Below are 17,575 nucleotides of genomic sequence, written 5' to 3' on the forward strand. Positions count from 1 at the left end.
AGTCCAAAGTTAAATAAATCTTGACTTTTAATGCTCATCTCTATATAATAAATTGTGGTTAACATGTAGAGGTGAGCATTATGAAATTAGATATATCTGATCTACTCAACAAGGATAATCTTGAAGAAGACCTACATATTACTTTGGATGAAAAGAGTTTTTATGACGGCAGTGAATATATTGGTGTTTTAAATTCAATAAACTTTTCTGGAGTTTTGAAAAAAGTGGGAGATATATTTTTACTGGATGGTAAAGTTAATGCTGTCCTTGAGCTTACTTGTTCAAGATGCTTGGATAAATTTCCTTATACTGTAAATATAAACATAAATGAAAAATTTACAGACGGGAAAAATACCGATGAAAATGAAGATGATTTGATTTTCATTGATGATAGCAGCATAGATGTTACTGAAGTGATTGAGAATAATATTATATTGACTTTGCCTATAAAAAGGTTATGTAGTGATGACTGTAGCGGCCTGTGCCCAAGATGCGGTGTTAATTTGAATAAATCCACCTGCAGTTGTGAGAAGGCTGAAACTGATATAAGATGGGCAAAGCTGAAAGATATGTTTTCAGATGATTAAGGAGGTGTTTTGACTATGACGAGTCCAGCAAGAAAGACATCAAAAGGAAGAAGAAATAATAGAAGAGCACAGACATTCAAAGTATCTCTACCAGGAATTGTAGAATGCCCACAATGTCACGAAATGAAACTTGCTCATAGAGTCTGCAAGAATTGTGGTTATTATAATGGTAAAGAAGTTGTTTCGGTTGCAAAATAGTAAAAGAAAGTCGGCAGGCTTTCTTTTTTTGACTTTAAATCCATTTTTGACTAATGCTTATGTGTTATAATTGAAGCTGAATTGGAAGCATAATCAGTAAGGATGTGAGTAGATGAAGATTGTCTTGGATGGAATGGGTGGAGATTTTGCACCATCTTCCACAGTGGCTGGTGCCGTAGCTGCTCTTGAAGACAAAGAGCTTGAAATTATAATAACAGGTAAAAAAGAAGAAATATACAGGGAACTTGAAAAGTATAATTATGACAAGTCCAGGATAAATGTTGTAGATGCACGTGAAGTTATAAGCACAAATGAACATCCTGTGATGGCAGTTAGAAGAAAGAAAGACTCAAGCCTTGTTAAGGCGCTTCAGATTGTAAAGTGTGGAGAGGCGGAAGCTGTCGTATCTGCAGGTAGTACTGGTGCATTTATGACGGGAGCATCTCTTATAGTCGGCAGGATAAAAGGAGTTGACAGAGTTGCACTCGCACCAGTTGTTCCTGGGAAAAATGGGAAATTTATGATTGTGGATGCTGGAGCAAATGTTGACTGCAAACCAAAGTATCTTGTTCAATTTGCCATGATGGGCATGGTTTATCTTGAAAATGTGCTTGGAATAAAGAATCCTTCCGTGGGTCTTGTAAACATAGGTGAAGAAGAGGAAAAAGGAAATGAACTTTCCAAAAAAGTGTATAAGATTTTAAAAGATTCAAATTTGAATTTTGCAGGAAATATAGAACCAAGAAATGTAACTGATGGAAATATTCAGATACTTGTATGTGACGGCTTTGTAGGAAATACAATTTTAAAGATGTATGAGGGTACGGCGCTTAACATGGCTAAAATATTGAAAGAAGAAGTGATGAAGTCTGCTTTTTCAAAAATTGGTGCACTTCTCATGAAAGGTGTATTCAAAAATTTGAAGAAAAGATTCGATTATACAGAATACGGCGGTTCTGCTTTTTTGGGCTCGAGAGGTGTATGTGTAAAAGCACATGGCAGTTCTGATTCAAAGGCATTTAAAAATGCAATTGCAGAGGCTAAAAAATGTGTAAAAAATTCAGTTATAGAAAAAATAAGCCGTGAAATAGAGAATATGTCCTATGATAATCAATTAGAATAATTTAAAAGGAGCATAATATAATTATACTAGTTGAAAATAAGTTGTAATTCATATTGACGGTATAAGATATTTGTGTAATATTAATTATGTATAAATTTTTAGGAGGCGAAATTATGATTTTTGAAAAAATAAAAAAAATAATAGCTGATCAGCTTGGAATAGGTGAAGATGAGATAAAGATGGATTCATCTTTTGTAGATGATCTTGGAGCGGATTCACTCGATATAGTTGAACTTATAATGGCTCTTGAAACAGAGTTTGATTTGGAGATACCAGATGAAGAAGCAGAAAAAATTTCTACTGTAGGGGATGTAGTTGAGTACATAAAAGCCCATACGGATATAGAGGATTAATCAAGTAATTAAAGTCCCGACTCCAGATTGTGAATTGGGACTTTAATTTTATAATGAAACGTAGTTTATTCTTGAATTTGTTCATTGGAACAGACTGAAGAATAAACTTCAGAAGGAGAATAAAATGGAAAGCTATTCAGGCAATTTGGAAAAACTGGAAAATAAGTTAAAGGTAAAGTTTAAAAATAGGAAAGTTCTTGAAACGGCGATTACCCATAGCTCTTATGCAAATGGAAGCAAATTTATAAAGTTTAATGAGAGGCTTGAGTTTTTAGGGGATGCAGTTCTTCAACTGGCTATATCGGAATATCTTTTTTTAAATTACCCGGATGAACCAGAGGGAGTTCTTACAAAGAAAAGATCAATTATAGTATGTGAAAGTTCCCTTTATGAAGTAGCCAAAAAGTGGGAACTTGGAAGGTACATAAGGATGAGCAAGGGCGAGGAAATGACAGGAGGAAGGGAGCGTGTTTCAATACTTGCAGATTGTGTCGAAGCTGTAATTGCAGCTTTTTATATAGATAATGACTATAAAAAGGTTGATGAGTTTATTATACAAAATTTCATTGATATCATAGAAAAAGCTGTGAAGGATGAAATAGTGCTTGACTATAAAACAAAGCTTCAAGAGGTAATGCAGCAAAATGGTGAAGTTGAAATTGAGTATGAGCTTGTTAAATTCGAGGGCCCTCCTCATAGGAGAAAGTTTTATACTAAAGTATCTGTAGACAATAGAGTTCTTGCAAATGGATCTGGTTACAGCAAGAAACAGTCTGAGCAGGATGCTGCCTATAGGGCACTTAACAATATGAAATAAATTTAAGATGCTTTTGGAGGTGTTTTTTTGGGAAAGGCTCATTATATAATTCCAATATTTGTACCTAATAAAGGATGTCCCCATAATTGTGTTTTTTGCGATCAGACTAAGATAACAGGAAGTGTTCAAGAAGTAGATCCAGAATTTACGAAAAACACTATAGAGATGTATTTGAAAACTATAGATAGGAATGCTTGTATTGAAATATCTTTCTTCGGGGGGAGTTTCACTGCGATTGATATTGAAAAGCAAAGTGAACTTTTGAAGGTTGCAAAACAGTATAAGGATATGGGACTTGTGGATTTAATACATTTATCTACAAGGCCTGACTATATAGACAGAAAGATTTTAGACAATCTAAGGTATTATGGGGTTGATGTCATAGAACTTGGGGTCCAATCCCTGGATGAGGATGTACTTAAAAATTCGGGAAGGGGACACTCTGCAGAAGATGTAGTGCGTGCGTCTTCTCTTATAAAGGAATATGGTTTTACACTTGGGCATCAGGTTATGCTTGGACTCCCAGGTGATGATTTCAAGAAAGACGTATATACGGTAAGTGCATCTATGTCTATGAAACCGGATATATACAGGATATATCCTGCACTTGTTATAAAAAATACTCCAATAGAGAGTATGTATAAAAATGGCAGTTACAGTCCATACAGCCTGAATGATGCTGTGTTGATAAGCAAAGTTTTATATTCAATGCTAGTTACAAATCATGTAAATGTAATAAGAGTTGGGCTTCAGCCTACAAAAGAGATAAATTTGGGTTCGGAGGTTGTAGCAGGACCGTTCCATCCTGCATTTAAAGAACTTGTTCTTGGAAGCTTATACAATGATATGCTGAAAGAGGCATTGAGCAAGGCGGATTTTGATGGCATTGAGGTGAAAATAAATCCTAAAGATATATCCAAGTTATATGCAGATGGAAAAAGGTTTTTTCACGTGGTTGAAAAAGTTTTTAAATCGCAGCATATTTCTGTAATTCAAAGTAAAAATGTTGGAGATGGCTGTTTATGCCTAGATTTCGGTAGAAGCAAAGAAGTAGTGTCCTTGAAACAATATATGAAAAATATTTGTGATTCGTGTAAAGGAGTGTGTAATATATGAGAAAAAACACCAGGGAGAAAGCGACAAAAATTTTTGCGGTGCTTATAGTATTTATATTTATAATAGGTTTGCTTCCACTGCTTTTTGGAATATAGGTATGTATATATGTTTTTAAAAAGTATTGAAATAAGAGGATTTAAATCATTTGCCAACAGGACGGAACTGAAACTTACAAAAGGCATAACAGCTATTGTAGGGCCGAATGGGAGTGGAAAAAGCAATATCTCCGATGCAGTGAAGTGGGTGCTTGGAGAGCAGAGTGTGAAGAACTTGAGGGGCGGAAGAATGGAAGATGTTATATTTTCAGGAACCCAGTTTAGAAAACCACTTGGTCTCTGTCAGGTTTCACTTACATTGGACAATGAAGATAAATCATTGCCTATTGAATATTCTTCTGTTACTGTACTTAGAAGATTGTACAGGTCAGGAGAAAGTGAATATTACATAAACAATACGAAATGCAGGTTAAAGGACATAAACGAGCTATTTATGGATACTGGTATAGGGAAGGAAGGATATTCCATAATAGGCCAGGGCAGGATAGATGCCATACTAAGCGGAAGACCAGAGGAAAGACGTGGAATTCTTGAAGAAGCGGCAGGCATAGTAAAATTCAGATCAAGAAAAGAAGAAGCGGAAAAGAAACTTAAAAATACAGGAGAAAATCTTACTAGAATACAGGATATATTGTCAACTTATGCGGAAAGGCTTGAGCCTTTAAAATATGAAAATGAGAAAGCAAGCGAATTTCTAAAACTTTCCGAAGGGTTGAAGGAAAAAGAAATAAACATGATTGTCAATTCAATGGACAATGCAAAAATCAAGATAGATGATATTAATAAAAAAATAAATACAGCCAAGGCTGAGATGGAAAGATTGAATTCAAGGTATTCTGTGATTAAGAAAGATGTAGATAAGTTCACAGGTGAGATCGAAAGGCTGGATGAAAAAAGAACTTTTATCGAAAAAAGCCGTTATGATTTTGTGTCAAAACTTCAGAAACTTGATTCGGATATAAATATACTTAAAGAAAAAATATCCTCAGCCAACTCAACTATTGAAAAAAACATCAGAGAACATGAAATTTTAAAGAACAAACTTGCAGATATAAATAATCAGAAAAATATACTGATGAAGGACATCTCAAAGTTTAAAAAGATTCAAAATGAACTTTCGAGCAGTATAGAAGATAAAAATAATATTTTGAATGATTTCATGAAGAACGCCACTGGCAGGGATGGCTTGATAAAAACTTTAAAAGACAATCAAATAGAGTACTTGAGTTCGATATCAGGTATAAAAAACAAAATTTCTTCCCTTAAGGAAAATATAGCAAAAACACAGGAGAAAAAAGAGTATGTAGAAGGCATATGTGTTGACTATGAAAATTCCATAAAGATAAATCTTGCAACCATGACTAAATTTAAATTGGAAATAATGGAAATACAAGAAACTATAGAAAATAGAAACAACCTCATAGAGGAAAACAAAAAGAAAATATCCGAGCTTAAAAGATGTTTCAAAAAATCCAGCCAGGAATTAAAAAAATTAAATGGAGAGTATATGAGACTTACTGCAGGGTGCAGTATGCTTTTAAATCTTGAGAAGCAGCATGAAGGTTACAATCGTGCGTCAAAGATACTCATGGGTAACATAGCTTCGAGGAAAGTTAAGGTTCCTGAAAACAGCTGCTTTATTTTTGGGGATATAATAACAGTAGATAAACAGTTTGAAACAGCAGTTGAAATTGCACTTGGTGCCTCAATTTCAAATATTATAACTAAAGACGAAGTTATAGCAAAAAATCTTATAAAACATTTGAAATCCAACAATATTGGAAGAGCTACCTTTCTTCCACTTAATATAATTAAGGGTAGAAAGGCTTCTATAAGTACACGTGCCTGCGGGATGGATGGTTATCTTGGAATTTTAAGTGACATTGTAGCTTATGATGACTGTTTTAAAAATGCAGTTGAAAGTGTACTTGGAAGAACTGTTGTGGCACGGGATATTGACAGTGCACTTGCGATTGCGAAGTTGTTAAATTATTCTGTAAGAATAGTAACTTTAAGCGGTGATGTAGTAAATGCAGGAGGTTCGCTTACAGGAGGAAGCAGAAAGTCGCACTCGAGTGGGATAATAGGCAGAAAGCGCGAAATAGATGAAATGAAGAAAAAAATCAAGTCTGTGGAAGAAACTTCCAAAAATTTGAAGATTGAAATTGATGCAGAGGAAAGTAAGCTGCAAGAACTTGATGCATCTAATCTTGATTTAAAAGATGAAGTTTATTCAAAGAGTATAGATGCAGCCAAGTTCAGAGAAAAGTTAAAGAACATGGAAAATGAAAATGTAAAGCTTAAAAAGAGCGTGGATGTTTCAAAAAGTGAAGTTTTGAGTTCAAAACTTGAGATTGAAAATTTGAATTCAGAGTGTATGGAAAGCATGAGAAAGCTTGATGACGTGAAAAAGCAAAAAGACGATGGGGAAAAAAAGATACTAGAAATTGAATATGAAATTAAAAACAAAAACAAGAGTATAGACAACTTCAAAAATGAGCTTACAAATGCAAGAATAAAGAAGGCCAAGATAGATGAAGGGCTTTCGAATAAAATGGTTCTTGAAGAAAGGCTGAATGCTGATAAAAATGAAATTGAATCGAAAATTGCACGTATTGAAAAGGAAAATAGCGGGCTTGCAGAAAGTAAAAAGGAATTTTTGGAGAGAATTGAAAAAAACAAACTGCAAATATCCGGGATAGATAAGAACACCAGAGAATTTGAAAAAGACATGGATGTTTTAAATGCAGAGAGGATAAAAATAAATCAAAGAGTAAGTGAATTAAATGAGCAGTCAGTTTCTTTGTCATCTTCAATAAAGCAGAAAGAAGAAGATATACATAAGTTTGAGATTTCTCTTGCAAGAGAATGTGCGGAAAGCGAAAATCTTGGTGCCAGGCTTGAATCAGATTTTGAAATTAGCTATGAAGAGGCATTGGAATATAAGTCACATATAGAAGACGTGAATAAATTTAAGTCCGAGATACAGGATCTCAAGAAAAGAATATCCAAAATAGGTTCTGTAAATCTTGGTGCTATTGAAGAATACGGACTTATAAAGCAGAAAGTCGATTTTATGACATCACAAAAAGACGACCTTGAGGAAGGTACTGTAGAACTTAAAAAGGTAATAGAAGAAATGACGAAAAAGATGAAGGTGCTTTTCAAGGAGAATTTTAACAGACTGAGAGGGAGTTTCAATGAAACTTTCAGGGAATTGTTTAAAGGTGGCAGTGCGGATCTTATGATCGCATCAGGCGATGAGCTCACAGGTAATATAGATATAACAGTACAGCCTCCCGGGAAAAAACTTCAAAATATAAATCTTATGTCTGGAGGAGAAAAGGGACTTTCTGCAATAGCTCTTTTATTTGCAGTGCTTAAGATGAAGCCGACGCCATTTTGTATACTCGATGAGATCGAGGCTGCTTTAGATGATGTGAATGTTTTAAGGTATGCAGAGTTTTTAAAGAAGTTTTCACAAAGAACTCAGTTTATTGTAGTGACTCACAGAAAAGGAACTATGGAAGCAGGAGATGTCATGTATGGAGTGACGATGGAAGAAAAAGGAGTATCAAAGATCGTGTCTGTGGATCTTGATGGAAGATTTTCTTAATATACTTTAGAATAGAAAGAGGGAAATTTTATGTTTCAAAGTTTTTTGAATAAATTAAAGAAGGGGCTTACGAAAACTAAAGATAATTTTACTGGAAAAATAATATCTGCTTTAAGTGGTTCGATATCAATAGATGATGATCTCTATGATGAAATTGAGGAAATACTTATAACTGCGGACATAGGTGTGGATACAACCTTTTATATAATAGACAGACTAAAGGAGAAGATAAAGGAAAATAAAATAAAAGATCCTTCTCTTATAAGTGATTGTTTGAAAGAAGTTATAGTTGAGATACTCGGTGATGAAGAGGGAACAGTTGATCCTGTAGAGGTTCCTGAAATTATGCTTGTAATAGGGGTAAATGGGGTTGGAAAAACTACGTCGATAGGTAAAATTGCATCAAAACTCAAAAGCAAAAATTATAAGGTACTTATGGCAGCTGCAGACACATTCAGAGCGGCAGCTATAGATCAGCTGGAGGTTTGGAGTGGAAGAGCAGGGGTTGATATTGTGAAACACCAGGAAGGATCTGATCCGGCTGCTGTTATATTTGATGCACTTCAGGCCACAAAAGCAAGAGGAATTGACGTTCTTTTATGTGATACTGCAGGAAGACTTCATAATAAGAAAAATTTGATGGATGAACTTGGAAAAATAAATAGAGTAATTGAAAGAGAATACAGTGAGGCATATAGGGAGACCCTTCTTGTTTTGGATGCGACTACAGGTCAAAATGCAGTTCAGCAGGCAAAGCAGTTTATGGAAGTTTGCAAAATAGACGGAATAGTACTTACGAAACTGGATGGTACTGCAAAGGGTGGAATTGTAATTTCAATAAAACATTCTCTTGGAATACCCGTAAAATTAATAGGAGTTGGAGAAGGTATAGATGATTTGCAGGAATTTAGTCCAAAGGATTTTGTCGATGCACTTTTTTCATATTAACTGTTAAGTAAATATACTTGACAGCCTATTCTTATTTTGATATTATATGATTGTTGATTATTTAGGTGTGTTAAGGAAGTGAAAAGGGAGATTTCCCGATGTGCCATGGAAGACAGAATAAAACTTTCCATGTTGCTCGATATATATGGAAATTTGTTGACTGAAAAACAAAAAAGCATAATGGATCTTTACTATAATTGTGATTTGTCATTGTCTGAGATATCGGAACATACGAGTACCAGCAGGCAGGCTGTATATGATATTATAAGAAGATGTCATAAATTGCTTTTAGGATATGAGATAAAACTTGAACTTATGAAAAAAAGTTTGATGATGAAGAAAAAAGTGGAAGTCCTTATGAAAAAAATCGATGAAGTTGAGACTTCCGGCAATAAAAAATTGATTTGTGATATAAAAAAATATATAAAAGATAATATTAAGTAAGGAGGATTAACATGGCTTTTGAAGGATTAGCATCCAAGCTTCAGGATACTTTGAAGAAGCTTAAGGGAAAAGGTAAGCTTTCAGAAAAAGATATAAAGACAGCTATGAGGGAAGTAAAACTTGCACTTTTGGAAGCAGATGTTAACTACAAGGTTGTACGTAATTTTATAAAGTCTGTAAGTGAAAAGTGTCTTGGTGAAGAAGTGCTTAAAAGTCTTACTCCGGGTCAGCAGACAATAAAGATAGTAAATGATGAACTTACAAATTTGATGGGCAAGAGTGAGAGTTCAATTGTATATTCACCGGATGGAATCACAGTAATAATGCTCGCAGGACTTCAGGGAGCAGGAAAGACTACCATGTGTGGGAAATTGGCTCTTGAACTTAGAAAAAAGAACAAAAAACCGCTTCTTGTTGCATGTGATATATACAGGCCTGCGGCTATAAAACAGCTTCAAGTGGTTGGAAAGCAGATAGATATACCTGTGTTCTCCATGGGAGACAAGGTAAGTGCAGTGGACATATCAAAAGGTGCAGTTGAATATGCAAGGAACAATGGCCTGAATGTAGTTATAATAGATACAGCGGGAAGACTTCAGGTAGATGAAAAGTTAATGGATGAATTAAAGGATATAAAAGAAGCTGTAAATCCAGGAGAAATCATGCTTGTTGTAGATTCCATGACAGGACAGGATGCAGTAAATGTGGCTGAAAGCTTCAATGAAAAACTCGACATAACGGGTGTAATACTTACAAAACTCGACGGTGATACTCGTGGTGGAGCGGCACTTTCAATACGTGCCATGACTGGAAAACCTATAAAGTTTATAGGTGTAGGTGAAAAAATGAACGACTTTGAAGTGTTCCATCCTGACAGAATGGCATCCAGGATACTTGGAATGGGAGATGTTCTTTCACTTATAGAAAAAGCTCAGCAGGCTATAGACAAGGATGAGGCAAAACAGCTTGGAGAAAAAATGCTCAACAAGAGTTTTGATTTTCAAGATTTTCTTGACATTATGCAGCAGACCAAAAAGCTTGGACCTCTTAGCAAGATTGTAGAGATGATGCCTGGAATCCCTGGGGTTGATAAAAGTGTCTTGAACGACACTAATATTTCCCAGGGAGAGAAGGAATTGAGGATAAAAGAATCTATAATAAGGTCAATGACTGCAAATGAACGTCTTAATCCATCGATACTTAATGCTTCTCCGTCGAGGAAAAAGAGAATAGCTGCAGGATCAGGAACTACAATACAACAGGTCAACAAACTGCTGAAAGACTTTGATAAAATGAGAAAAATTATGAAGCAGTTTGGTGGAATGGGAAACAAAAAAATGTTCAAAAAAGGTATGTTTGGAAAATTACCTTTTTAATATAATTGTAATTTTACAAAATAAGGTTAAGGAGGTGATATATATGTCAGTAAAGATAAGATTAAGAAGAATGGGCGCAAAAAAAGCTCCATTTTATAGAATTGTTGTTGCAGATTCAAGATCTCCAAGAGATGGAAGATTTATAGAGGAATTAGGATATTACAATCCTACAACAGATCCAACTACTATAAAATTTGATGAAGAAAAAGCTGTACAGTGGATAAAGAATGGTGCTCAGCCAACTGAAATTGTAAAGAAGATTTTTGCAAAATCAGGATTAGATGAAAAAGCTGGCAAGTAGTAGTTACTGGGGGGTAATTAAATGAAAGAATTAGTTGAAATTATAGCTAAATCATTGGTAGATAACCCAGATATGGTTCAAGTAAATGAAGTTGCAGGCGAACAGTCTATAATACTTGAACTTAAAGTTGCTCAGGAAGATATGGGAAAAGTAATAGGAAAACAGGGAAGGATAGCAAAGGCTATACGAACTGTAGTAAAAGCGGCAGCTATAAAAGAGAATAAAAGAGTAGTTGTAGAAATAATATAAGAGTTAGGTTGCCTAACTCTTATATTATTATATGATTCTGAGAAAGGAGAGTAGAATTTCATGGAAGAATTTATTACTATAGGGAAGATAGTAAATACACATGGAGTAAAGGGAGAAGTTAAGATTTACCCGCTTACTGAGGACATGAGCCGTTTTAAAAAACTCCAAAGTGTTTATATTGAAGGTCAACAGAGAAATATACTTGGATGCAAACTCCAGTCGAAACGTGTCATATTTAAAATAGACGGAGTAGATTCAATAGAAGATGCAAATCGTTTTAGAAACAAGTACATTGAAGTCAGGAGGGAAGATGCAATCAAACTTGATGATGGCAGTTACTTTGTATCTGATATAATTGGATGCAGTATTATAGATGATTGCGGAAAAAATTATGGAAAGGTATCCGAGGTAATACATACTCCCAATAATGATGTTTATTGGATAAAGGAAGGTAAAGAACTTTTGGTACCGGCTCTTGATGAAATAGTTCTAAATATAGATATAGAAAAATCAGAAATAATTATAAGGCCGGTGAAAATATGGATGTCAGAATAGACATATTAACGCTTTTCCCAGAAATGTTTGATGTGTTTGATTATAGTATAATAGGCAGAGCAAGAAAAAAAGGTATTTTAAGTATAAATGCTGTCGACATAAGAAATTACACTAAAGACAAACATAGAAAGGTTGATGATTATCCATATGGAGGAGGGTCCGGTATGATAATGGCTGCTCAGCCAATAGTGGATTCAATAAAGCAAATAAAAAAGGTAAACAGTGGAAAAGTAATATTCCTAGGACCAAAAGGCAGAACTTTTAATCAGAAAATGGCAAAAGAGTTATCTAAGGAAAAAGAGCTTATATTTTTGTGTGGACATTACGAGGGCATAGATGAGAGAGCATATAAATACATAGACATGGAATTGTCCATTGGAGATTTTGTACTTACAGGAGGAGAATCTGCATGTATACCCGTAGTAGATGCTATTTGCAGAATGATACCTGGAGTACTCAAGAGCAGCGAAAGCTATACGCAGGAATCCTTTTACAATGGAGTCCTTGAATATCCTCAATATACAAGACCCGAGTGTTTTGAAGGAGATATGGTTCCAGAAGTTCTTGTGTCTGGACATCATGAGAATATACGAAAATGGAGAAGAATTGAGTCACTTGTGACAACCAGTGAAAAGAGGCCTGATCTTTTTGAAAAACTTAAACTTTCAAAAGAAGACATGGAATTACTTGAAAAATATCATAAAAAACGTTAAATGAAAAGAGCACTGTGAGTTTGAAGTGCTCTTTTGTAAAATATATAAAAATCAAGCAATTACTATAGAGATAATTCTTTCCATATGTTAATTGACTTTTTTATGGCTTTTGTTGCTTTATCTATATTTTTTTCACTTAAAGCTTCCAATATTTGAGTATGAATATTAAAAGCATTTATGCCATATTTTTGTTTTTGATGTGTTTTTTCTATAGATGGTTCAAAAAATTTAACAATGAATTCGTAGGTCTTTTCAACTAGCTTATTTTTTGTGGCACTTCCGAGTGCAGCATGAAACTTTAAATCAATTTTTGATAAAGCAATGGGATTGAATTCAGAGTCATCGATCATTTTACTCATTTCAAGATGAGCATTTTTAATTTTTTGTATATCAGTTTCATCTGCATTTTTAATTATTAATTTTACCACTTCAATTTCCATTATTTGACGAAATTCTGCAAGCTCTTCTAAATCAGGTCTAGCAAGAATAAAGCTGAACAAGAGAGGATCAAACAGGGAGTCCCCCATGGAAGTAGCAATATAAGTTCCATCACCCTGTTTGACATTAATGATTCCAAAGGCAGAAAATTTATTCATGGCTTCTCTTACTGATCCACGGCTTACTCCAAGATTCTTTGCAAGTTCCATCTCATTTGGAAGGCGATCTCCAGGCAATAATTGCTTTGTGAGAATCAATCTTTTAATATTTTCAATTACTACGTCAACGGCGGAACTTTTTTTTTGTGGAATAAATTGATTCATATGTAAATCCTCCATTAAAATCTGACAAATTTAATTCTTATTATAGCATACTATAGAAAAATGGAAAATTCAATTTATAAAGATATACTTACTGTAATATTTTGTAATAAATTCCCAATGAAATATTTATGTAAACGTTATTGACAGGATGAAATTGATGTGATACTATATACACATAAACATCAAACGTTTGATGTTTGATGTTTACTATTTCAAGGGAGTGATGTTGATGAATTCGGAAGAATTGAAAAAAATGGCCGATAAATTACGATTAGATGCAGTTAGAATGGTTTATGAAGCAAAAGATGGACATCCGGGTCCAGCATTATCTATTGCAGATATTGTTACTACTTTGTATTTTGATGAAATGAATATTAGACCTGATGATCCTAAGTGGGATGATAGAGATAGATTTATTCTTTCAAAAGGGCATTCATGTCCAATATATTATGCGGCATTGTCTGAAAAAGGATATTTTGGAGAAAAAGTCAGAGATTTTAAACTTAGGCAGCTTGGAAGTATATTTCAAGGACATCCGGTTATGAACAAGACCTTAGGTGTAGATATGACTAGTGGATCTCTTGGAAATGGTATTCCTATTGGATGCGGTATGGCTATAGCAGGAAAAAATATGAATAAAGACTACAATGTTTTTGTAATTACAGGTGATGGTGAACTTGAAGAAGGAATAGTATGGGAAGGAATCAACACGGCAGCTTCAAACAAGCTTGACAACTTAATTGTATTTGTAGATAAGAATGGATGGCAAAGTGGTGATTCTGTAGAAAATATAATTGGAAGTAATAATTTAAAAGAAAAGTTTCAGGCATTTAACTGGGATGTTCAGGAAATTGATGGACATGATATAGATCAAATAAAGAAGTCAATACAGGTTGCAAAGTCAAATAAAGGCAAGCCAAGTGCCATAATATGTTCGTGTATAAAGGGAAAGGGAGTATCATTTATGGAAAACGATAATTCTTGGCATAAACGTGTTCCAACAAAGGAGCAGTATGAAATAGCTTTAAAAGAATTGTCAGGAGGTGTTAAGTAATGTCAAATTACAGTGGAACTAGAGAAGCTTTTGCAGCTTCTATATCCGATTTAAGAAAAGATGATAAAAGAATTATGTTCGTATCCTCTGATTCATTAAAAGCCATGAGAGCTACGAAGTTTGCAGAAAGTTTTCCAGATTCTTATGTAGAAGTGGGTATTGCAGAGCAAAATGCAGTGGCAGTGGCATCAGGATTGGCAAGCTGTGGAAAGATACCTTTTGTAGGAACTTATGCAGGTTTCATGACCATGCGTGCATGCGAACAAATAAGAACATTTGTTGCATATCCGAATTTAAATGTAAAACTAGTAGGTATAAATGCTGGATTGTGCGGAGGAGAAAGAGAAGGTGTTACACATCAATTTTATGAAGATATTGGAATTTTATCCAGCATACCAAACATTAAGATATTTACACCAGCAGATGCAAATCAAACATATATGGCAGTAAAGGAAGCAGCCAAGATTGATGGACCTGTGTATATAAGAGCAGGGAGCGGCAGAGAAAAAGATGTATATGGAAAGGACATGCCGTTTAATATGGATGGAGTTACAGTCCTCAGGGAATATGGAAATGATACGTTGATTTTGGCAAGTGGTTTTGTGCTTAGCAATGTTATAAAGGCTTCGGAAATACTGCTTCAAAAGGGAATAAAAGTCGCAGTGGCGGATGTAAATATTTTATATGGGTCAAACAACGATAAATTAATATCAATTATGGAAAATGCAGACAAGATTGTGACAGTGGAAGACCATAATGTAAATGGAGGACTTGGAAGCTTCATATCAAGACTTGCTTGTGAGAACGAACCTACGTCTGTAAAAAGAATAGGACTTACTACATTTGGTGAATCAGGATCTGCAGATGAACTTTTGGAGCATTATGGATTTAGTCCAGAAAAGATAGCTGAGACAGTTAAAAAAAATTTAAAATAAAAAATTGGAGGGGTTAATTATGAGTAAGACTGTTGTAAGTGTAATAGGAGCCGGTGGAAAAATGGGGACAAGAACTAGTAATAATCTTGCCAAATCTGAAGAATTTGAAACTCTGTTTGTAGAGAGTTCAGATAAAGGGATTGCGAGTATCAAAGAAAGAGGTTTTGAAGTTACAAAAATGGAAGATGCTGTTCCGAAGTCTGAAGTTGTAGTACTTGCAGTTCCAGATACTTTGATTAAAGTTGTCAGCAAAGATGTTGTTAAAGCAATGAAGCCAGGGAGTGCACTTATTATTTTGGATCCTGCTGCAGCTGTAGCAAAGGAGCTTTCACTTAGAGATGATTGTACATTTGCAGTAGCTCATCCATGCCATCCTTCATATTTTATAGATCAAGATACTTATGAGGCAAGACATGATTATTTTGGAGGCATTGATGGAAAGCAGGGCATAGTCATGGCTAAAATTCAGGGAGAAGATGCAAAATTTGATATGTGCAGAAAAGTTAGTGAAACGATGTATTCCCCTGTTGTAAAGAGTTATGTAATGGGAATAAGGGATATAGCATTTTTAGAGCCTACGTTGGTAGAACTTCTTGGAGCTACTTGTCTGTATGCTATGGCTGAAACTGTTAATGAGGCTGAAAAAAGAGGAATACCAAAGGAAGCGGCAGTCTCGTTCCTTTCTGGACATATTTACAATTTATCAGCAAATTTTCTTGGCTTTTTAGGAAATACTCCTGTGTCAGATGCATGTAAAGTTGCCATAAATTTAGGAAACAAACTTGTACTTAGAGATGAATGGAAGAAAATTTGGGATGACACTGTGCTCGATAAAGTTATTGAAACAATGCTTCATCCAGAAAAACCTCAAATATAAATAAGATTAAAAATTAAATTAATAAAACTTATGCATAATAATATGTTTTTGATTTAGTTAATACTAGAAGATAAGATTGGAAATCAATGATAGCTACCAAAGAGATATAATCTTATCTTCTATTTTTAAGATAATATTGAAAACGATTGTATATGTCATAAATAATTATAAGTGGGAGATGAAAGATATATGAAGAGTGTATCCGTTGATAGCGAAAAGGTAATAAGAAAGTTAATGATAAAAATAGTACCTTTTCTTATGCTGTTGTTTGCAACTGCAATTGTTGACCGTGTAAATGTGGGCTTTGCTGCACTTGAAATGAATAAGTCATTAAATATTAGCGCAGGTATGTATGGATTTATTTCAGGTATATTTTTTATTTCTTATTTTATTTGTGAAGTTCCAAGTAATGTTATAATGTATAAAGTTGGAGCTAAACGCTGGATAGCACGAATACTTATAAGCTGGGGCATAATAACTGTAATTATAGGGTTTGCCAGAAATTCTACTCAACTTGGAGTTCTGAGATTTTTACTTGGAGCGGCGGAAGCTGGATTTTATCCTGCAATGATACTGTATATGACATACTGGTTTCCATCGCGTTTTATGGCAAAAGCTGTTGCTACGTTCATGGCTGCGCAGGCAGTTGCTAATATTGTAGTTGGACCTATTTCGGCATGGATACTGGATAATGTTAATTTCATGGGAATGGAAGGATGGCGTTGGCTGTTTATATTTGAGGGAATACCTGCTATTATATTTGGAATAATAACAATGTTTGTACTGATTGATAGGCCGGAGCAAGCTAAGTTTCTTACACAGGAAGAGAAAGATTGGGTTACAGGCGAATTAAAAGCTGAACTGGAGTCAAAGGAAGATGGAGTAAAAGAATCAAAATGGAAAGTACTAAAACAACCTAGAGTGTGGCATCTTGCAATTGCTTTTTTCTGCTATGTAAGTGCAAATTATGGAATTAGTTTATGGCTTCCACAGATCATCAAAAATTTATCTGGAATTTTGAGTGATACAGAAGTTGGATTGGTATCAATGCTGCCTTATATATGTGGAGCAATTGCGATGTATGCAAATGGAAAGCATTCTGATAAAGTTATGGAGAGAAGAAAGCACACTGGAATACCGATTTTAGCTGCATTTATAGGATTGGTGCTTTTGACAAAAATGTCAAATGTATGGCTTTCAATGGCATGTATCTGCTTAAGCATATCGGGTTTATATGCATTTATAGGTACATTTTGGACAATTCCTACTGCATTTTTAGGTGAAGCTTCAGCCGCCGTTGGAATAGCTGCAATCAATGCTTTTGCAAATTTGGGAGGTTTCAGTGGACCTTATCTTATAGGATGGCTTAAAGGCATTACAGGATCTACAAATGCAGGCATGTATGTCCTTGCAGGATTTGCTCTTTTAGCATCTATATTAATACTTATAATACCGAAGGATGTAGAAGAGGTTAAGCGCGTTTAGAATACTTGTTT

At 34.6% G+C, this 17,575-nt stretch carries 20 protein-coding genes; 19 read left to right on the forward strand and 1 reads right to left on the reverse strand.

What is annotated here, in order from left to right:
* The first annotated feature begins 80 nt into the window (after nucleotides 1-80).
* The 15 genes from AC4CVH_RS02645 (at nucleotide 81) to trmD (ending at nucleotide 12,452) form a co-directional block, all read left to right on the forward strand.
* Entirely contained in the window at nucleotides 81-587 is a 507-nt protein-coding gene (locus tag AC4CVH_RS02645) for a YceD family protein (RefSeq protein WP_490786164.1), read from the forward strand.
* Nucleotides 588-602: 15 nt separating this feature from the next.
* A complete protein-coding gene (gene rpmF / locus AC4CVH_RS02650) occupies nucleotides 603-785 on the forward strand; it encodes a 50S ribosomal protein L32 (protein WP_490786165.1) in 183 nt (60 codons plus the stop codon).
* Between the two features lie 112 nt (nucleotides 786-897).
* On the forward strand, nucleotides 898-1,908 hold the full coding sequence (plsX, locus tag AC4CVH_RS02655) for a phosphate acyltransferase PlsX (RefSeq protein WP_490786166.1): 1,011 nt from the start codon (nucleotides 898-900) through the stop codon (nucleotides 1,906-1,908).
* Between the two features lie 113 nt (nucleotides 1,909-2,021).
* Nucleotides 2,022-2,261, forward strand: coding sequence for an acyl carrier protein (acpP, locus tag AC4CVH_RS02660; protein WP_490786167.1), 240 nt, complete (start codon nucleotides 2,022-2,024; stop codon nucleotides 2,259-2,261).
* Between the two features lie 124 nt (nucleotides 2,262-2,385).
* Nucleotides 2,386-3,078, forward strand: coding sequence for a ribonuclease III (gene rnc / locus AC4CVH_RS02665; RefSeq protein ID WP_490786168.1), 693 nt, complete (start codon nucleotides 2,386-2,388; stop codon nucleotides 3,076-3,078).
* A gap of 27 nt (nucleotides 3,079-3,105) precedes the next feature.
* The gene (locus AC4CVH_RS02670; RefSeq protein WP_490786169.1) at nucleotides 3,106-4,194 is read left to right on the forward strand and encodes an elongator complex protein 3; all 1,089 of its coding nucleotides are present in this window, start codon (nucleotides 3,106-3,108) and stop codon (nucleotides 4,192-4,194) included.
* On the forward strand, nucleotides 4,191-4,289 hold the full coding sequence (locus AC4CVH_RS02675; protein ID WP_490786170.1) for a DUF4044 domain-containing protein: 99 nt from the start codon (nucleotides 4,191-4,193) through the stop codon (nucleotides 4,287-4,289). The genes AC4CVH_RS02670 and AC4CVH_RS02675 overlap by 4 nt, the downstream gene beginning before the upstream one ends.
* A gap of 10 nt (nucleotides 4,290-4,299) precedes the next feature.
* Entirely contained in the window at nucleotides 4,300-7,866 is a 3,567-nt protein-coding gene (gene smc, locus AC4CVH_RS02680) for a chromosome segregation protein SMC (RefSeq protein WP_490786171.1), read from the forward strand.
* A 30-nt stretch (nucleotides 7,867-7,896) separates the two neighbouring features.
* Nucleotides 7,897-8,814, forward strand: coding sequence for a signal recognition particle-docking protein FtsY (gene ftsY / locus AC4CVH_RS02685; RefSeq protein WP_490786172.1), 918 nt, complete (start codon nucleotides 7,897-7,899; stop codon nucleotides 8,812-8,814).
* A 105-nt stretch (nucleotides 8,815-8,919) separates the two neighbouring features.
* Complete coding sequence (locus tag AC4CVH_RS02690) at nucleotides 8,920-9,258, forward strand: putative DNA-binding protein (RefSeq protein WP_490786173.1); 339 nt, start codon at nucleotides 8,920-8,922, stop codon at nucleotides 9,256-9,258.
* A gap of 11 nt (nucleotides 9,259-9,269) precedes the next feature.
* Nucleotides 9,270-10,634 (forward strand): signal recognition particle protein, encoded by a 1,365-nt coding sequence (gene ffh, locus AC4CVH_RS02695; RefSeq protein WP_490786174.1) that lies wholly within the window; start codon nucleotides 9,270-9,272, stop codon nucleotides 10,632-10,634.
* A gap of 43 nt (nucleotides 10,635-10,677) precedes the next feature.
* Nucleotides 10,678-10,935 carry a 30S ribosomal protein S16 gene (gene rpsP, locus AC4CVH_RS02700; RefSeq protein WP_490786175.1) on the forward strand — a complete coding sequence of 86 codons (258 nt, stop codon included), beginning with the start codon at nucleotides 10,678-10,680 and terminating at the stop codon, nucleotides 10,933-10,935.
* Nucleotides 10,936-10,956: 21 nt separating this feature from the next.
* Nucleotides 10,957-11,184: a KH domain-containing protein gene (locus tag AC4CVH_RS02705; RefSeq protein WP_490786176.1), complete on the forward strand. Its 228-nt coding sequence runs from the start codon at nucleotides 10,957-10,959 to the stop codon at nucleotides 11,182-11,184.
* A gap of 60 nt (nucleotides 11,185-11,244) precedes the next feature.
* Complete coding sequence (gene rimM, locus AC4CVH_RS02710) at nucleotides 11,245-11,739, forward strand: ribosome maturation factor RimM (protein WP_490786177.1); 495 nt, start codon at nucleotides 11,245-11,247, stop codon at nucleotides 11,737-11,739.
* The gene (gene trmD / locus AC4CVH_RS02715; protein WP_490786178.1) at nucleotides 11,724-12,452 is read left to right on the forward strand and encodes a tRNA (guanosine(37)-N1)-methyltransferase TrmD; all 729 of its coding nucleotides are present in this window, start codon (nucleotides 11,724-11,726) and stop codon (nucleotides 12,450-12,452) included. Before rimM ends, trmD begins: the two co-directional genes overlap by 16 nt.
* Nucleotides 12,453-12,514: 62 nt before the next feature.
* On the opposite strand, the gene AC4CVH_RS02720 is transcribed toward trmD, so the two are convergent.
* Nucleotides 12,515-13,213: a FadR/GntR family transcriptional regulator gene (locus AC4CVH_RS02720; RefSeq protein ID WP_490786179.1), complete on the reverse strand. Its 699-nt coding sequence runs from the start codon at nucleotides 13,211-13,213 to the stop codon at nucleotides 12,515-12,517.
* A gap of 223 nt (nucleotides 13,214-13,436) precedes the next feature.
* On the opposite strand from AC4CVH_RS02720, the gene AC4CVH_RS02725 reads away from it, so the two are divergent.
* The 4 genes from AC4CVH_RS02725 to AC4CVH_RS02740 all read left to right on the forward strand — a co-directional run bounded on the left by AC4CVH_RS02725 (nucleotide 13,437) and on the right by AC4CVH_RS02740 (nucleotide 17,564).
* On the forward strand, nucleotides 13,437-14,267 hold the full coding sequence (locus AC4CVH_RS02725; protein ID WP_490786180.1) for a transketolase: 831 nt from the start codon (nucleotides 13,437-13,439) through the stop codon (nucleotides 14,265-14,267).
* A complete protein-coding gene (locus AC4CVH_RS02730) occupies nucleotides 14,267-15,202 on the forward strand; it encodes a transketolase family protein (RefSeq protein WP_490786181.1) in 936 nt (311 codons plus the stop codon). Before AC4CVH_RS02725 ends, AC4CVH_RS02730 begins: the two co-directional genes overlap by 1 nt.
* 19 nt (nucleotides 15,203-15,221) lie before the next feature.
* Complete coding sequence (locus AC4CVH_RS02735; RefSeq protein ID WP_490786182.1) at nucleotides 15,222-16,079, forward strand: phosphogluconate dehydrogenase C-terminal domain-containing protein; 858 nt, start codon at nucleotides 15,222-15,224, stop codon at nucleotides 16,077-16,079.
* A 189-nt stretch (nucleotides 16,080-16,268) separates the two neighbouring features.
* Complete coding sequence (locus AC4CVH_RS02740; protein ID WP_490786183.1) at nucleotides 16,269-17,564, forward strand: MFS transporter; 1,296 nt, start codon at nucleotides 16,269-16,271, stop codon at nucleotides 17,562-17,564.
* The last annotated feature ends 11 nt before the right edge of the window (nucleotides 17,565-17,575 follow it).

The sequence above is a fragment of the Clostridium pabulibutyricum genome, assembly GCF_058242705.1.